The sequence below is a fragment of the Treponema socranskii subsp. buccale genome, assembly GCF_024181585.1.
Taxonomy (GTDB): Bacteria; Spirochaetota; Spirochaetia; order Treponematales; family Treponemataceae; genus Treponema_D; species Treponema_D buccale.
Genome location: NZ_CP054258.1, coordinates 1695327 through 1712151 on the forward strand (window position 1 = coordinate 1695327; position 16825 = coordinate 1712151).

Annotated in this window: 18 protein-coding genes and 1 tRNA gene; 7 read left to right on the top strand and 12 right to left on the bottom strand. The window is 44.7% G+C overall.

What is annotated here, in order from left to right; genetic code table 11:
* Nucleotides 1-11 precede the first annotated feature (11 nt).
* The 7 genes from HRI97_RS07685 to secG form a co-directional block, all read right to left on the bottom strand.
* Nucleotides 12-344, bottom strand: coding sequence for a V-type ATP synthase subunit F (locus tag HRI97_RS07685; protein WP_016519702.1), 333 nt, complete (start codon nucleotides 342-344; stop codon nucleotides 12-14).
* A gap of 15 nt (nucleotides 345-359) precedes the next feature.
* Nucleotides 360-686: an ATP synthase subunit C gene (locus HRI97_RS07690; protein WP_180485747.1), complete on the bottom strand. Its 327-nt coding sequence runs from the start codon at nucleotides 684-686 to the stop codon at nucleotides 360-362.
* Nucleotides 687-828: 142 nt separating this feature from the next.
* The gene (locus tag HRI97_RS07695; RefSeq protein ID WP_180485745.1) at nucleotides 829-2820 is read right to left on the bottom strand and encodes a V-type ATP synthase subunit I; all 1992 of its coding nucleotides are present in this window, start codon (nucleotides 2818-2820) and stop codon (nucleotides 829-831) included.
* Between the two features lie 29 nt (nucleotides 2821-2849).
* A complete protein-coding gene (locus HRI97_RS07700; protein WP_253724922.1) occupies nucleotides 2850-3875 on the bottom strand; it encodes a V0D/AC39 family V-type ATPase subunit in 1026 nt (341 codons plus the stop codon).
* Between the two features lie 11 nt (nucleotides 3876-3886).
* A complete protein-coding gene (locus tag HRI97_RS07705; RefSeq protein WP_180485741.1) occupies nucleotides 3887-4198 on the bottom strand; it encodes a hypothetical protein in 312 nt (103 codons plus the stop codon).
* Between the two features lie 3 nt (nucleotides 4199-4201).
* Nucleotides 4202-4666, bottom strand: a complete 465-nt coding sequence (locus HRI97_RS07710) for a PTS sugar transporter subunit IIA (RefSeq protein ID WP_253724923.1) — start codon at nucleotides 4664-4666, stop codon at nucleotides 4202-4204.
* A 17-nt stretch (nucleotides 4667-4683) separates the two neighbouring features.
* A complete protein-coding gene (gene secG, locus HRI97_RS07715; RefSeq protein WP_253724924.1) occupies nucleotides 4684-5064 on the bottom strand; it encodes a preprotein translocase subunit SecG in 381 nt (126 codons plus the stop codon).
* Nucleotides 5065-5464: 400 nt separating this feature from the next.
* On the opposite strand from secG, the gene HRI97_RS07720 reads away from it, so the two are divergent.
* Genes HRI97_RS07720 through HRI97_RS07735 form a run of 4 tightly spaced genes read left to right on the top strand, consistent with a single transcriptional unit; the run spans nucleotide 5465 to nucleotide 8956 of the window.
* Nucleotides 5465-6238 (top strand): protein NO VEIN domain-containing protein, encoded by a 774-nt coding sequence (locus HRI97_RS07720; RefSeq protein WP_253724925.1) that lies wholly within the window; start codon nucleotides 5465-5467, stop codon nucleotides 6236-6238.
* A 31-nt stretch (nucleotides 6239-6269) separates the two neighbouring features.
* Nucleotides 6270-7079, top strand: coding sequence for a TdeIII family type II restriction endonuclease (locus HRI97_RS07725; protein ID WP_253724926.1), 810 nt, complete (start codon nucleotides 6270-6272; stop codon nucleotides 7077-7079).
* Nucleotides 7072-7809 (top strand): DNA-methyltransferase, encoded by a 738-nt coding sequence (locus tag HRI97_RS07730; RefSeq protein ID WP_253724927.1) that lies wholly within the window; start codon nucleotides 7072-7074, stop codon nucleotides 7807-7809. The genes HRI97_RS07725 and HRI97_RS07730 overlap by 8 nt, the downstream gene beginning before the upstream one ends.
* Entirely contained in the window at nucleotides 7793-8956 is a 1164-nt protein-coding gene (locus HRI97_RS07735) for a DNA adenine methylase (RefSeq protein ID WP_253724928.1), read from the top strand. Before HRI97_RS07730 ends, HRI97_RS07735 begins: the two co-directional genes overlap by 17 nt.
* A gap of 42 nt (nucleotides 8957-8998) precedes the next feature.
* Here the strand turns inward: HRI97_RS07735 and HRI97_RS07740 are convergent, their stop codons facing one another.
* From HRI97_RS07740 to HRI97_RS07750, 3 genes are all read right to left on the bottom strand, one after another.
* The gene (locus HRI97_RS07740; protein ID WP_253724929.1) at nucleotides 8999-10432 is read right to left on the bottom strand and encodes a hypothetical protein; all 1434 of its coding nucleotides are present in this window, start codon (nucleotides 10430-10432) and stop codon (nucleotides 8999-9001) included.
* A gap of 112 nt (nucleotides 10433-10544) precedes the next feature.
* Entirely contained in the window at nucleotides 10545-10733 is a 189-nt protein-coding gene (locus HRI97_RS07745; RefSeq protein ID WP_253724930.1) for a hypothetical protein, read from the bottom strand.
* Nucleotides 10734-10817: 84 nt separating this feature from the next.
* Nucleotides 10818-11351, bottom strand: a complete 534-nt coding sequence (locus HRI97_RS07750) for a hypothetical protein (RefSeq protein ID WP_253727310.1) — start codon at nucleotides 11349-11351, stop codon at nucleotides 10818-10820.
* Nucleotides 11352-11433: 82 nt separating this feature from the next.
* On the opposite strand from HRI97_RS07750, the gene HRI97_RS07755 reads away from it, so the two are divergent.
* Complete coding sequence (locus tag HRI97_RS07755; protein ID WP_253724931.1) at nucleotides 11434-13383, top strand: NAD(+) synthase; 1950 nt, start codon at nucleotides 11434-11436, stop codon at nucleotides 13381-13383.
* Nucleotide 13384: 1 nt separating this feature from the next.
* Entirely contained in the window at nucleotides 13385-14476 is a 1092-nt protein-coding gene (locus HRI97_RS07760; RefSeq protein ID WP_253724932.1) for a 23S rRNA (adenine(2030)-N(6))-methyltransferase RlmJ, read from the top strand.
* Here HRI97_RS07760 and HRI97_RS07765 read toward each other — a convergent pair.
* Entirely contained in the window at nucleotides 14473-15036 is a 564-nt protein-coding gene (locus HRI97_RS07765) for a hypothetical protein (RefSeq protein ID WP_180486502.1), read from the bottom strand. The genes HRI97_RS07760 and HRI97_RS07765 overlap by 4 nt on opposite strands.
* Before the next feature lie 173 nt (nucleotides 15037-15209).
* Nucleotides 15210-16580, bottom strand: coding sequence for a DUF2130 domain-containing protein (locus HRI97_RS07770; protein ID WP_253724933.1), 1371 nt, complete (start codon nucleotides 16578-16580; stop codon nucleotides 15210-15212).
* Between the two features lie 138 nt (nucleotides 16581-16718).
* Here HRI97_RS07770 and HRI97_RS07775 point away from each other — a divergent pair.
* Nucleotides 16719-16792 (top strand) — tRNA-Pro (locus HRI97_RS07775).
* Nucleotides 16793-16825: the final 33 nt, after the last annotated feature.

The following is a 16825-nucleotide window of genomic DNA, read 5'->3' on the forward strand; positions in this document are numbered from 1 at the left end:
ACAACAATCCTTTAAATTTTTACGCCGATTGCTTCCCCGATCGCTTCGGTAAGCGTTTTGCGCCCGCTCAAATGGCCTTCGAGACCGGGTATCTCTACGATAAGCGGATAGTCGGCCGTCTTTTGCCATTCGAGTTCTTCGTCTTGAATATACGAGGCGGCGCTTTCCGTGAGAATGAGGACGCGGGGAATCTTTTCAACGGGAACGGATACGGGACCGCCCCTGCCGGTAACGCGGTTAAACGATTCCAGCACTTCCTGCCGCGTTTCGGCTATTGCGCCGTCGACGCCGACAAGTCGGAATGCGAGAACCATTTCGCGTTCACCGATCACAAAATAGTTCAAATCGATGATCCTCGATCAGTTGATGATAAGGAATCCGATCAAAAAGCCCCAGAGGCAAATACCTTCGGCAAGACCGACGAAAGGAAGCGCTTTTCCCGAAAGGTTCGCGTTTTCGCTCATCGCGCCCATAGCCGCCGCTCCGATTTTACCGACGGCCATACCGCCGCCGATGCACGCGATGCCGACCGCAAGAGCCGCAGCGATGTAGCGGATACCGCCGCTCACGGAAGCTTTCGATTCCACAGCAGGTGCGCTCTGCGTTTCATTTGAAGACTGCGCGAAAAGCGCTCCGACCGAAAACATTGCCGAAAGAACGGCAACCGCGATAAGTTTTTTATACATAGAAACTCCCGTTTTCGGACATTATCAGCATCCGAAAAAGTTTTTTGATCCTGCGCACTCTTCGAAGCGCGGAGCTGTACTCCGACGTTCCGACAAGCGCACGCTCTATATTCGAGTCTGCAACGCAAACTCATGAGGCACCCTATTGCGCGGCGCCCTGTTTATACGTAAAGCAAAACGGCGAAAACTCGACACCCGTTTCATTGAAAAACTTTGAAAAGAATTCGTAGTACTGCAGACGCACGACTTGGATCGCGACGATCATACCTTCGAGCACGATGACGAGTGCGTTTCCGAGCACCGTTACGATGATACCGCCCGGAGAGCCGATCATGTCGGCGAGCATCGAAATGACGAACGCGAGCACCGCATGCGCGAGCGCAAACGCGCCGACGCGCAAAAAGCTCACCGAATTCGAAAGATAGGTCGAAATCACTTCGATGAGTTCGACGACGCCCGAAATGACGAGCGCACCGATACCGTTTTCGGCGATGGGACGCTCTCCGTCGACGAGGCGCTCAAAGGGCTCTCCGAATGCGGCAAAGAACATGAACACGCCGATCGCGATAAAGTCGAAGCGCGACGCCGTTTGATGGAAAAACAAAACGCGCACGACGAGCGCGACGATGTACCAAAAAAAGCACGCGCCGGCAAGCCCCGTCTTTCCGAAAAGCGCGCGGCCGGGTTTTCGCACGATGAATTTATTCGTAATATTGATTATCAAACCGATCGTATTGATGAGAAAGCCGACGGCGATCGCGACGCCGAACATCGCAAACATCGCCGACGTATCGGTTCCCGACGGCATGAGCTTTACGATGGGCGCGTGCGGCTTTCCGAACAATCCCGTCACCCAATACGCAAAAGGCTCGAGCAGCGTTTCGTTCGTAAAAAACTCGCCCGTCAAAAGTCCCATGATCATACTGCTCGCTCCGACTGCGATAAAGACGGGCGCGGATCTGTTGTACGTGCCGATGCGTAAAATCCGTTTTTCGAGCAAAATACCGAGTACGAAGATGACGAAGCCCTGTCCGAAATCTCCGAACATAATGCCGAACAAAAGCGTAAAAAAGAGCGCGACGAAGGGTGTCGGATCGATCGTACCGTAGACGGGCGCGCCGTAGCTGAAAAGCATGCGCTCGAAACCTTTGACGAATTTCCGGTGATGCACTTCGACCGGCACCTGCTCTTTTCCGTTTATGACCGACGGCACTTCGGACGGCAGATATTCGCGGATCGCGATCCGCCCCTCCGTGAGCTGGTCGAGCTCTTTCATCATCGCGTCGCTGTCCCTTGCTGAAATCCAACCGGTCAATCGGTATACGAGTTCGGTCGACTGCAGCTTCGATTCGACGTCCTGAATCTGCATACCGATCGAAAACGAGCCGAGGAGCGCGAGCAGTTTTTCGCGGTGCGTTTCGGCGAAATTGCTGCGCTCTTTTTCCATTTCGGCAACTTTTTGCGCAGCGACGATTTTTTCGTTTTTGAGGCCGGCAAGCACATCGTCGGGGATACCTTTAAAATCCTGGGGAATTTCCATATTGACGAAATTAAATTTTTTCAATTCCGTGTCGAGGGCAAAGCGCCCCTTTTTCGAAGACGCCGCGAGGATGCGAGAATTGTCGTTGCCGAGCGGAATGACGACAGCCCGCTCCCCGACCGCATCTTTGAGCGCTTCGAACAGCGTCGGATCGATTTTTCCGATTCTCAGCGAAAGAAACGAAAGATGTTCGAGCTCCGAATACGACGCTTTCAAGTTCGAAAACGCGAGCGCTTCTTTGTACGCGTCGTCGACCCGCTTGGCTTCTTCGATGCTTCCGGTAACGCGCCGCTTCAAATCGTCGACGGAGGCGAGCAGTTTTGCAGCGTCGTCCCTGTCCGCGTCGGAAGGCGCACTGCACGATCGCCCGTCGTCCGTTCTGTCGGGGACGGCGAGAAAGATGCGGGCGCGCTGGAGATTGTCGAAAAATTCTTTATCCGCGTTTTTAAAACTTTCGGAAGAGGCGGCGTCTCCTCCCTGCAGCTTTGTCTGAAACTGAAAGTTACCCTTTTTGCCGAGATATTCGATCACTTTCGAAATATCCTGTCGGAGCGTCATAAGCTCTATGAGCCTCATTTCAGTCGTTCGTGCCATATTTTACCTTCTCGCTTTTTGCTGCAATATTATGATCGGGCATTCGCCGCCACTCCCGCAATCTTCATCGCCTCTTCCGCGCCGACATTGAGGCGGATGCTTTCCGCCGCCGTCCGGATGATATCGCATTCGTGCTGCTTTATCTTAAACCACGAAATAAGCACGACATCGGTCAGCGGATATCGATGGAAGAGACGCTCGGCGCGGCGGTTTATGTCGGCTTTGCACGCATCTTCCATCCAGCGCGGATCGAGCTTCCACACCGCCCCCTCTTCGTGGGGATTGAGCAGCGGCGCATACTGCCAGTCCTTCCAATCGGCGTAGGTGTCGACCGCTTTGTCGAGAATCGCGATCGCAGGAGCGGCAAGCGGATCGGATGCTTCATGCCGGTCGTCCGCGTACGCAAGGTGCGTCAATATCTCGTCCTTTTTCATATCGTAGTACACTTTCAAACGGAGCGCCCACACGATGTTTTGCATAACATAGTAATGCGTAAAAAAATCGACGACGGGCTTTTTAATTTCCCCGCGCACTTCGTTTACGCACCGCCACATGAGCTTGACGTATTGACTGTCGAGCTTTGCATTGACGACGTGCTGTTCGTGAATATCGGGCACGGAATCACACCACGCAAAGGGTGTTCCCTTCGTGATCGAAGCGATATCCGGCCACGCTTTATAATCGAGCACGCCGTATGAGCCGAGTGCACAAAGGTGCGGCATCTTTTCTTCTTTTAAGCACAGCGCCGCGCTTATCGTCTTTAAATTCTCGACGACGTAAAAATACAGGAGTTCGGTGAGGATGGCGTGAGGCCTATCGTACATTTCGACGAGCGAAATATACTGCGCCAAAAAGCGGTCTTCGGCTTCCTCTTCCAATTTTTGGCCGAGCAGCGTCTGCGGGATGAGCGGTACTTCCGTGCCGAACACGAGCGTCCATAATTCGGGAAGCGTCTTTACGGCAAACAGCGCCGAAGCTCTTTCGCCGACAAAGGCCTTTCGGAGCATTCCCGCAGCTTTGGCGTTTACATACGAAGCAGCACCGGAGTATTCCATACGCACACCCGTCAGTGTACGGCAAGCAGCGTATCGAGCAGCTTGTTAAAAGCTCCGGTATCCTGTGTCGTGTTTTGAATTTCGGATCGATATGCGGCGATCTCTTCCGCGTGTTTTTCGTCGATCGCTTTCGTCTGCGCTTGATAATCGCTTTCGAATTGTGCCGAAATTTCGTCGTGTTGTTTTTTATAATCGCTTTCCGCTTCGGCGCGATATGCGGCGATGCGCTTATCGGCTTCCGCCTGTGCGTCGGACGTCATGCTCGATGCGCGTTTTTCCACGTCAAGCAGATGATTGATAACATTGACTTCGCTTTCGGCCATAGACTACCCCTGCAACGACATTTCAAAATTACATACGGCGTCGAATATTTCCTGCGGCGTCTTTTTTTCCATAATCGTTTTTAAAAAATCGGGTGCCTGCAAAAGATTCGCGACATCCTTCATCGTCTGGAGGTGCGATTCCGTATCGCCCTCGGCAAAGAGCATCATGATGATAAAGTTTACGGGGCTGCCGTCGAGTGAATCGTATTCGACGCCGGTGCGGCTCAAGCCCAGCGCCAAAGCCGTACCGTGCACCGAAGCGCATTGCGCGTGGGGAACGGCGATGCCGGGAATGATACCGGTAGTCTGCTGCGCTTCCCTGAGCATGAGCGCGTTCAGCGCATCCTGCCGATCGACGGACGGCTGGGACGCAACGATCATTTCGATCATCTCTTCAAATACTTCGTCTTTTTCCGCGCTTTCCAAATCGGCTTTGATATTCGCAGGGGTGAGTAAATGACTTAACATCGATTATCGCCTCCTGATCACTGCTGCGGTTCGACCGCCGCACTTCCGGCATTGTCCGCCGCACCTTGAGCATCGGATGTCTTCCACCAATCGTTGGACTGTGTTTCGGCAGGAGACGCGCCCGGTTGTACGGTTTCGGAAGGAGCGAGATTTTGTTCGAGACGCGGCCGCTTGTTCAGCAGCGCGAGCGCCAACGCAAACACGAAAAAGAGCACGACGAGCACGAAAGTCGTCCTCGTCAGAATATTTGCAGAATGAGAACCGAATGCCGTCGTTCCGCGGCCGCCCAAAAGACCGCCCATGCCGCTCGAACCGTCATCCTGTACGAGAATGATAAGGATAAGCAACGCGCACGCAATGATAAATGCGACGAGCAGAATTATACGAATAGCACCCATTTTATATACTCCCGTAAACAAATCCCCGCAGAAAGCGAAGAGAACGATATCGATAGTTCTGATATATTAACCTAATTGTGTACTTTGGTCAATCGGAGATTTGGGCTGTTTTGGGGAATCTCGAGTAATTTTGGAACTTGTCGTTTCGGGCTGTTAGGGTTTTGTGAGTCAGTACAAAAGGCATGCATACCACCAAAGAAAGAGAGGGGGCTGTCTCAAAAGTCGGTTACTTTCTCGACAGCCTGTCGAGTTTAAAATTAAGTCTTTATATTGTAATGACTTAATTTTAAACGTCGCATAGTACATCAAGGAAGCTGTCCAAAAACTGAAGTTTTTGGACAGCCCCGGTATCCTTTCGTTTTATTTGATTATTTTTATATTATATGTGATAATATTTGTTGTGCATACAGAAGCGGAAATTAGAGTAGCTATAAAACCTCTTATTGAATTATATGGTGAAATGACTACATCCGAGATAAAGCAGCATCTTGATGAAGTCTTGGACTATGATGATGATGATAAAATACTATCAGAAACACGTAATGAAATCCTTATAACGCAAAGAATAGGAAATATTGTTGCTCATCAAAGTGAATTAGTAAAAATCTATTCTGAGGGTTTTATTGTCGATAAAAACTATAAACCTGCACATTTCTTTGCAGTTACTGGATTAGCTGGAAAAGAACAAAAAATATCAAAAACTGAAATACAACAACGCCAGAAAAAGGCTCAGCAAAGATATATTTATAAAAAAATTAATTGGGAACTTCAAAATGAAAGGCGTAGTCTTTTAGGCCATTTAGGAGAAGAGTTTGTCTTCCATTCAGAAATCTTTAAAGTAAAAGAATTTGATATAGCTTCATTAGACAAAGTAATCCATTTGAGTGAAAAACAAGGTGACGGATTTGGTTACGATATCTGTTCTGTTAATGAGAATGGAGAAACCATTTTCATCGAAGTGAAAACAACAAAAGGCTCATGCGAAACTCCATTTTATATGAGTAAAAATGAAAGATTATTTTTCGAGGAAAATATAAATAATAATGCTTATATATATAGAGTCTATAATTTCATCAAAGAAACCCGTCATGGTCAAACAAAGATAATCTCTGCCAAAGAATTATTTAAAAATTACAACTTTGATCCTATCTCATTTATTGTAACGCCAAAATAATATAAAATAAATAATATAATGGGAGGTATTTATGACAGTCGATAATGAGAGAGCCATTAGGGCAATTGTAAAAAGCCATGTTGAAAGTTATGCATCAGGCTTTTCAGATAGACATATATCTGAATACAAAGATGATGAAGGTACAATAAACATGAAAATACACAACGTGTTTATTGCCATATTAGGTGCAGATATTCAATATTATTCAGCTTTGTCACGTTCATTAGATTCTTCTCTTGGAAATATGCTTGAAAAGATGGCAATAAACATTGCTACATTACATTATAGAGTTTCACAGCATGTAGAGGGCAATATTTACAAAGAGCAAACTGAATATATTGCAGATATCCTAGAAGAATACAAGAGACATGCAAAAAAACCTTTGCTTTCAGATTACAGCGGTATAACCAAGAAAACTACTAACGACATCATAAATAAAAGACATGAAAGCGATTATTACTTAATAGACGAAGAAACAGGCATGCATTATCTCATCGAATTAAAAATCGGGGGAGATTTAGATAACAAAAAGGCTCGTTCCGAAAAAGAGGCATTGCTTGAACAGTATTGTATTCTTGCAAATAGTTTAGGTAGTGAAGAAAAAGTAAAAATTTATTTTGCAACCGCTTATAATCGCTATGGCGAAGATAAACCTTGGAAACAGAGTCGTGTTTTACAATTTTTTAGTGAAGAAGAATTAAAAATTGGTTGCGACTTTTGGAATATGGTTTGCAAAACCGATAAAGGTTATGAAATTATTTTAGATGAGTACAAGAAAAATGCTCATTTCATAATTGATGCATTAAACAAAATTAAAAAGGTCTATCTGCCAAATGCTTAATTTAAAAAGGGATTGGCACTGTTATCTAAAAAAAGGTAACAGCAAGAAACTCATAAAACAAGTTCCAGATAAAAGCATAGACTTTCTCTTGACTGACCCACCATATAACATTGGCAAACACTCCACTGGTAATATTCCTTTGCCAGGTCGTACCCCGATGAACAACGATGTTGCGGATTGGGATTGGATTGATTTTAATCCAGAAGATTGGGTTGAAGATTTTTTAAGAGTCTTAAAACCAACTGGAAATCTTTTTATTTTTACTTCCTACAATCAATTAGGACGTTGGTATAATTGTCTTGACCATAGATTCGATACAAGTAATTTTATAATTTGGCATAAAACGAATCCGGCTCCTAAAATTTTTAAGGCAGGTTTCTTAAACAGTTGTGAAATGATTTTTTGTTGTTGGAATAAACGACATACATGGAATTTTATTTCCCAAAAAGAAATGCACAATTTTCTAGAAAGTCCAATTTGTATGGCTCCCGAAAGATTAAAAAAACCGAAACACCCTGCTCAAAAGCCAGTGTTTATACTAAAAAAAATGGTAACTATAGCAAGCAATGAAAACGATATTGTATTTGATCCATTCATGGGAGTTGGCTCAACAGGAGTTGCTGCACTCGAACTAAATAGGAAGTTTATAGGTTTTGAATTGGATGAAAATTATTTTCAAGCTGGAAAAAAACGAATAATGGAGTATAAAAAAGATGTGCCAAATTTATAATCAAGAAACTTCATTAAAGCCATTGATTAAGTGGCCTGGTGGAAAAGAGAAAGAATTAGAGTTTATTTTTTCTAATGCTCCAACGAAAATAAATAATTATTACGAGCCTTTTGTTGGTGGAGGTTCAGTATTTATGGCGTTTAATGCAAACAATTTTTTCATCAATGATAAATCAAATGAATTAATAAATCTCTATCAATTTATCTCAAAAAATGATTCTACATTTTATAGCTGGGCTAATGGAATTGAAACCGCATGGAAAGACACTTTAAGTTATGCAAATTCTACAAATTTAGAATCTTTTTTTATCAGTTTTAGAAATAATGAGATTGATGTTAAAGAATTAAAAAACAGAATTGAAAATTTTGTAAAAGAAAATGAGCAAAATATTTTAAATAATTTACCGGACTTTTTTACTATGAATAAAAATATATTCATCTCAGAAGTTAAAGTAAATCTTACAAGGAAATTTCAAAGAATGAAAAAAATAGAAACTGAAAAATGGGTTTTGCCTGATGAAGATGTAAAAGCGAATATCGAAACAGCTTTTATGAGTGCACTGTATATGTACTTTAGAAATTTATACAATGACAAGGGAATTCAAAAGAATAAAGAACTATACACTGCAATTTTTCTTTTTATTCGTAATTATACATACAGCGGAATGTTCAGATATAATAACGCTGGAGAATTTAATGTGCCTTATGGTGGTACAAGTTATAATTCAAAAACCTTAAATAGTAAATTTAATTATTATCAATCTGAAAAAGTATTAAATAAATTTGCGCATACAATAATTGAGAATTTGGATTTTGAAGATTTTTTCAGAAAAAATGTACCTCAAGAAAACGATTTTATCTTTTTAGACCCGCCATACGATTCTGAATTTAGCACTTATGCGCAAAATAATTTTACAAGAGCAGACCAAGTCAGACTTGCAAATTATTTGTACACCAAGTGTAAGGCAAGATGGATGATGATTATTAAGGCAACTCCATATATTTTATCTTTATATGAAAACAAAGGGTTAAATATAAAACAATTTGATAAAACTTACACTGTAAGTTTTATGAATAGAAACGATAAGAAAGCAGAGCATCTTATAATTATGAATTATAATGATAAACAAGGCAAATTGTTTGCATAATGAACTATAACTGCCTGTTTTATCAACACACCCATAATACCCTCACACTCTATTCAATTCCTGCATCATTGCAGGGCGCCGCCGATAGGCGCTGCGGAATTCCGCGATAAGCGTTTGAACCATGTCTTTGCCGCCCGGATAGCGCTTCATTCTTTTTAAGAAATCGGCTATCTCCTGATAGACACCCCGATCCGAAGTATATGCGGCCTTTTTCCGTACGACCTCTTCATATCGCTTCAGAATTTTTTCAGGCGCCAAATCTTTTATAAGATCTTCGTATTCGAGAATATAATAAATCCCCTGTGCTTCCAACGCCAATTTCAAAAGCCGATCATATAATCCGTCGTATGCATATAAGTGATCAATGCGATGAATATCTTTTTGTTTGAAAATGATTTCCCGTTTTTCTTCCCATTCATCGACAGTGTAATATGTTTTTAATTCTTTATAGGTATCGATATCTCCGGGATCATATTCCAATACAATACGCCATAACTCATCTTTATACTTTTCGCGCTGCCCCGTTTTCGCATATATTTCTTTTAATTTTTCGCTATACGCCAGTATCAGACCGCGGTAGCCTGTATCGACAAGTTTTCCTTCTTCCAGCAGCTGAATCGCTTCTTCATATCGCTTCATTCGTATACATTCGTCTACATAATATTTTCGGATGTCGCTCAAATCGATATATTTTTTACAATATTCATCAACAGCTTCTTGCGAAAATTTAAGCTGTCTCATAACCTGCAGATGATATTTTGCCCACGTTTTTGCAGCGTATTCATTGATGCAATTTTCTTCGGGATGCAAAAAGGCTTCAACTTGGACCGCTGAAAATACCAGTTTATCCTGTAAAAATTCCTCTTCGGAAAAATCGGAAAAAAGCAGCTCTTCAATATAATCCTGTAAATAGTCGAGCGTATCATCGCTCACAACCAAGCTTTTACATTCCTCATACAGTATTTTTTTTACTTCCGGATCGCACCTTTCCAAAATCGTCTGCAACAGTGTAATACAATCGCAGGCCAATGCTCCGAGCGTACCGTTCGAATCGTCTATCGCGATATTTCCTAATGCTATAAACACGTACCGTATCAGCTGAAGCGCATTGATATATTCTTTGTTGTCAATGATTTCCGTAATCGTTTTTTGCAAAAATTCCGACAGTTCGTTATAAAATCCGCGAGAGTCATAATATGAAATATATCCGTATTTGTCGGCATGGCATATACAAATTCTGTCGATTGCCTGTTTATATATTTTCAAATCATCGCTTGAAATTCCGCAGCGCATTTTTAATTTAAATTGCTGCAAAAGCATCGGATCGTCTGTCAGCACATCGATCAAAAACGCCCTGATATCCTCACTATCGGTATTGTCAACAAGTTCTTTTATCGAAAAAGCCGCACAGGATTCATTACTGCTCGCCGTCTTATTTTTATCATTTTTAAAAGCAGCATTTTCCATCTTGTTCATAATACTCCAAACCTCGATGCAATATTTCATCATCGAATAATTTTTTCCAATCCATGATTACGGTATAGTATACAAAAAAAGGGATTGTCAATATGTCGTTTCAGTAATACGATCAAGCTCGCAAAAACTTTATAAATCCGACAAGTAACGAAATACAATAACAAATTATCGCAATGTAAATGGCGATGTTTTTTTCTTTGATTCTTTTATAAGCCTTTTCATCCTTTACTATTACAAACAATATAAAAATCAATGCCGCCGGTATGATATTCATTTCAATATAGTTCATCAGCGCTTTCATATTATTTCCTGAATCAATATTTTATTGGAAATTTCCTTAAATTATTAATAATTATTAATATTACGTAGTATACAATCCGCCCTCTTAAAACGGTTCCAGAGGCACGAAACGTTTATATGGTTTTCCATCGCTTATTTTTGCTTCTTCAATAAATATTCTGTCTTTATTGCCGATTGAATCCATAAAAAATTCATATCGCGTATAGGTCTCACCTCCGTATCGGTAATCGTAGAATTCCATATATCTGCTGTATGTTCCGCGCTTATTGGTATAAAACACAAATCCGGCAGTTCCCGCTTCCGGTTTCGGCGTTCTATTATTTGGATACATTTTGTAGATATCAGAAATTTTATAATTATTCGGATCCCATATTATTCCATTCTGAGCTTTCGGATCAAACCCGTTTTCAAGCGCAGCTTTCCCCGCATAAAAGCCGCACGTTGTATTTGCATCATAGAAAATAAGATTATAGAGCCGAGAAGCGAATATTCCATTGATAATCCATAAAATACAACCAACTGAAAAAATCAAGTCATTGTGATACATTCCACCGAGACACATGATCGACAATGTCGGCAGAGTTACAATAAAATATCCCCATTTTTCTCGTATTCTCATATTCACTTTTTTATTATAATAACGGGCGCTCTCTTTTTCCAGCCGCATTGCGCTTTTAGCTTTCGGGTGCTACACTGTGCGTATGAATTACGGATTTTTTCGTACGGCGGCGGCGAGTCCCGAAACCGTCGTTGCGGACTGCACGGCAAATGCAAATCGCATCATAGACGCATGCAAAAAAGCGGATGCACAGGGCGCATCTCTCATCGTATTTCCCGAACTCGCCGTAACGTCATATTCGTGCGGCGATCTCTTTTTGCAAACGACGCTCCAAGAGGCGGCGATCCGCGAAACGGAGCGCATCGCAAAAAAGACGGCTTCCCTTCCGATTCTCATCGCAGTCGGTCTTCCATTCGCATCCGGCCGATTGCTGTACAACTGTGCGGCTTTTATCTTTGCCGGAAAAATCCTCGCGCTCGTGCCGAAAACTTATCTTCCGAACAGCGGAGAATATTCCGAACGGAGATGGTTTTCGCCGAAAAAAAATATCGATGCCGAAACGGTATATTTTTCGAAAGCACATCCGGCCGTTCCGTTCGGATGCGATATCATTATCTCGGATGCGGACGACGAACGCTGTGCAATCGCTTTGGAAATAGGCGAAGACCTTCGGGCGCCCGTACCGCCCTCTTCATACCACGCGCTTTCGGGCGCCGCGATTATCGCAAATCTTTCGGCGACGTCGGAAACGGTCGGCAAAGCCGAATACCGCAGGCTCCTCGTCAAAAGTCAGTCGACACGTACGCTGTGCGCCTATGTCTATGCCGATGCGGGACACGGGGAATCGACGCAGGACGCCGTATTCGCTTCTCACAAGATCATCGCCGAAAACGGAGAAATCATCGCCGAATCGAAATCGTTCGACGATACAATTTGTTTTGCCGATATCGATATCGAGCGGCTCGCTTCGGAGCGGCGAAGAGAGACGACGTTTTCGGACGCTGCGGCAAACGCAAATACGCGGCCGTACCGAAAAGTTTCCGTCGACCTTTTGTCACGCGCAAAAACTTTTTCCGAAAAAGCGCCGCTTTTCCGAACGATCGATGCTTCGCCTTTTGTTCCGAACGACGAAAGCGGGCAAAGCGAACGGTGGAACGACATACTTACCGTACAGGCCGAAGGGCTTGCAAAACGGATGCGCCACACGGGCATAAAAAATGCCGTGATCGGTCTTTCGGGCGGACTCGATTCGACGCTCGCCCTCCTCGTCACCGTCCGTGCATTCGGTCTTTGCGGTTTAAATGCGAGCGGGATTCACGCGATTACGATGCCCTGCTTCGGCACGAGCGACAGGACTTACCGAAACGCATGCGCACTCGCAAAGGAAACGGGAGTCGCCCTCACGGAGATCAACATCGCCGAAGCGGTGCGCGTCCACTTCCGCGACATCGGTCAGGATGAAAGTATACGCGATGCCGCGTACGAAAACGCGCAGGCGCGGGAGCGCACGCAAGTGCTCATGGATATCGCGAACAAGATAAACGGCATCGTCGTCGGCACGGGCGATCTGTCGGAACTCGCGCTCGGCTGGTGTACATACAACGGAGACCATATGTCCATGTACGGCGTCAATGCTTCGGTTCCGAAAACCCTCGTCCGTCGATTGGTGCGATTTTGCGCGGACAGTACGGACAATAAAAATCTTTCGTCTGTCTTAAACGATATCCTCGCTACTCCGGTGAGTCCCGAACTGCTTCCTTCCGAACGGGGCAAGGTTTCGCAAAAAACCGAAGACATACTCGGTCCCTACGAACTCCACGATTTCTTTTTGTACTATATGCTGCGCTTCGGTTTTTCGCCCGCAAAAATTTTATTTCTCGCGGACAAAGCCTCTCTCCCGTACACGCACGAAGAAAAACTCCGCACGCTCCGCATATTTTATAAACGCTTTTTTTCGCAGCAGTTTAAGCGTTCGTGCATGCCCGACGGCGCAAAAGTCGGCTCGATAAGTCTCTCCCCGCGGAGCGACTGGCGTATGCCGAGCGACGCAAGCGCCGCCCTATGGCTTACGGAAATCGATTCGCTGAAATAATATGCTGAGCTACCGGCACGCTTTTCACGCGGGAAATCACGCTGACGTTTTCAAGCACACGCTCCTCGTCATGCTGCTCGAACGCTTTAACGCAAAAGAAACGCCGTATACCGTCATCGACACGCACGCAGGATCCGCGCGCTACGATTTGAATGACGAGCGTGCACTGAAAACGCTCGACGCGCAAAGCGGAATTTTAAAATTGCTCGAATCGATTCCGCACGCAAAGGAAGCGCGGCTGCCCGGCAAATCGTCCGACGAAGCGGCTCGATACGTGGAAGCACAGTCCTCCGATCGCGGGCAGCCTGTCCCGGAGTCATCCGCAATATCGCGTGACGATTCGCAGCCGTCGCATAAATCATCCGAGTCGGTTTTACGGGAATTACGTTCGAGAGAGTGCCGAAGCGATTTTATCGATTTTCAAAAATATCTTCTCTTTGCAAAAGTCTGCCTCGATGCGGGCTTTTATCCGGGCTCTCCGGAAATCGAGCGCGCTTTTATGCGGGCAAAAGACTGTCTCATACTCTCCGAACTGCACCCTGATGAAATCGGCGCGCTGCAGCGCAATATGCGCTTAAACGCCGCAAATGCCGAAAACGCGCCTGCGGTGCACATCCATCATCGGGACGGATTCGAAGCGCTCCGCGCGCTCACGCCGCCGAAAACGAAGCGCGGCATAGTGTTTTGCGATCCGAGTTATGAAGATGCGTCCGACTGGGAGCGGACGGCAAACGCGCTTATCGAAACGCATAAACGCTGGGCAGGTGCGACGCTTGCACTTTGGTATCCGCTCGTCGCGGTAAAAAAAATCGAACGGGATGCGATGAAGCAAAAAATAATCGCCGGAATAAAAGGATGGAAAACGGAAAGAGGCATACTCGATGCGGAGCTATGCGTAAACACCGAAAACTCGCACAGGGAATCGGCATTGAAAGACGTAAATCATTCCGAACCGCCGCGCCTCTACGGAAGCGGTATGCTCGTCGTCAATCCTCCGTGGAAGATAGACGACGAACTCGCAGTCGTACTTCCGTATCTTGCCGAAACACTCGGCAAGAACAACACGGGTTCATACGAAATTAATAATTATTAAAACCAAAAGCGCAAACCGACGCTGCTCGGAAAGTACACGGGAACACCGAACACGCCGTTCGCACTGCCGTCCTCTCCGAACGCAAACTGCAGCTCGGGCTGAATCGCCTGCTGCACGTAGAGCTCCAAAAAGCCGTCGGCAAAAAACCAGTTCATACCGGCAACGGCTCGCGGACCGGTCGACAAATAAAAGTTTTTCCCGTTAACGCTGAAATCCGTTCTTATAGTTCCTCCGAGACCCCAAAACCAATGCCACAATCCTATGATTTCGGGATTCATAAACCAATAGTCGGCGGTAAGCTGAAGACCGAGCCGCGCGGTCACAACGGGGGTGTCGTCCGATTTTACGTAAGTATACGGGGCTATAATGTTGAGAGCGCCCGCAAAATAGAGCGGAATGTCGTCGAACTTTGCGGAACATGCAAGCCCCCATACAGGCGGCGTAATGCGAGGCGCGGCAACAGGATCGAAGTTCAGCTGCGGGCCGACCCCCGTCGCAAACACTCCCGCGCTTGCGGATAAAAGTGCAGCTGCAAAAAGAGCAGTCAATTTCTTTTTCATAGATTCCTCCATAATTTTTTTTCAGGAAGCGGTAACTTCCGAAAGAGCTTTCGAAAATCATAACAGTTTTTATCGAGCGGGTCAAATATGCCGCTCGCCGTCCGCCTCTACGACGTTGTAAATTTCCTCGGAGTATGCAGCCCCGCCTTTCGCCTGATCCCTGCCGAAGCGATCTATTGATTTTTCTTTTTCAGTTCATCGAACTTTGCGATCATCGTCGGATTTCCTTTTGTGAGCTTTTTTATCGACAGATCGTCGGCTTTGTCGTTTGCGAGGCGCAGGTTATTTTCGCTGCCGATCAGCGCATCTTTAATTTTATTCAAATGCGCTATCGATTTATCGATCTCTTCGATTGCGGTTTTGAATTTTTCGCTTGCCAAACGGTAATTTCTGCCGAAGCTGTCTTTAAACTCCGTCAGCTGATCTTCAAAATGAGTGATATCGAGCGATTGATTTTTTGCTGTCTGAAGCTGTTTTTGATATTCCAACGAATGCTTCGCCGCGTTGCACAAGAGCGTTATGAGCGGGATAAAAAACTGAGGCCGGATCACATACATTTTTTCAAACTTGTGCGAAACGTCAACGATGCCGTTATTATACAGATCGTTATCTTTTTCAAGCAATGACACGAGAACCGCATATTCGCATTTTTTTTCTTTTCTGTCCTTATCGAGCTCTTTAAAAAACGCTTCGTTCGTGTGCTTTGTCGCAGTTTCATCGGCTTCATTTTTCATCTCGAACATGATCGATATGTATTCAAAACCGTCCGCAGAATCGCGGAAAATAAAATCGCCTTTCGATCCGGACGATTTCGACACCGCGTTGTCTTTTTCAAAATAAGCGCCGGGCATGACGGGACGGAGATATTGTTCGAAAGAATTTTTGCAATGCGCTTCGAGCGTTTCTCCGATCATCTTCGTCGAAAGCTTCGCTTTCAAATCTTTATAATACGCAATCTGTTCGTCTTTATCTTTCAGCTGAGCTTCAAAAGTCTGCTTCATGCCGTCTTCTTTCAGTTTTGCTTTATCATTCGCTTTTTCAAGTTCATTCGATAATTTTTGAAGCGCGAGAGTTTTTTCGTTTTCAACCTTTTCGATCTTTAATTGATTTTGCGATTCGCTGCTCGCAATTTTTTGTTTCAGCTCGGCGATTTCCGAATCCTTTTTCGCAGTGATTTCGGTTATCGCCGATTTTTTTGCTTCTTCGAACGATGAAAGCTTCATCTGTAAATCGGCAATTTGTTTATTTAACGCGATCTCCAATTCGTGCCGCTCTTTTTGCGAATCCGAAACCGACTGCGTCCTCACCTTTTCAATTTGCGCTTGCAAATCGGCTTTTTCTTTTTGTCTTTCGAGTTCGAATTCGACTTTCGCCTGCTTGAGTTTTTCGAGGTATATTTTATCGGCTCCTTTCGAAAGAGCGGCTTCAAGCGAACTCGTATCGACCGAATTTATATCCGAAAGATCGATAAAATCACCCTTTTGCGCGTCTTCATCCAAAACCAATTTATTTTTGCTTTCAACCGTTACGCGAATCTTTTTCACTGTCCGCCTCCCGTAAAACCGCACACAGACAATACGCAAATATAAGTATATATTCAAAAGCGAATCGCGTCAAAAGAGTTGACCGCTTCGATTTTTTTCGATATAGTAGATAATCGTATCGGTTTTACCGGTACGTTTCGGGCTATAGCGCAGCTGGTTAGCGTACAAGTCTGGGGGACTTGGGGTCCCGGATTCGAATTCCGGTAGCCCGACAAAAAAGGCGGAATCGAGATTTTAATAAATTT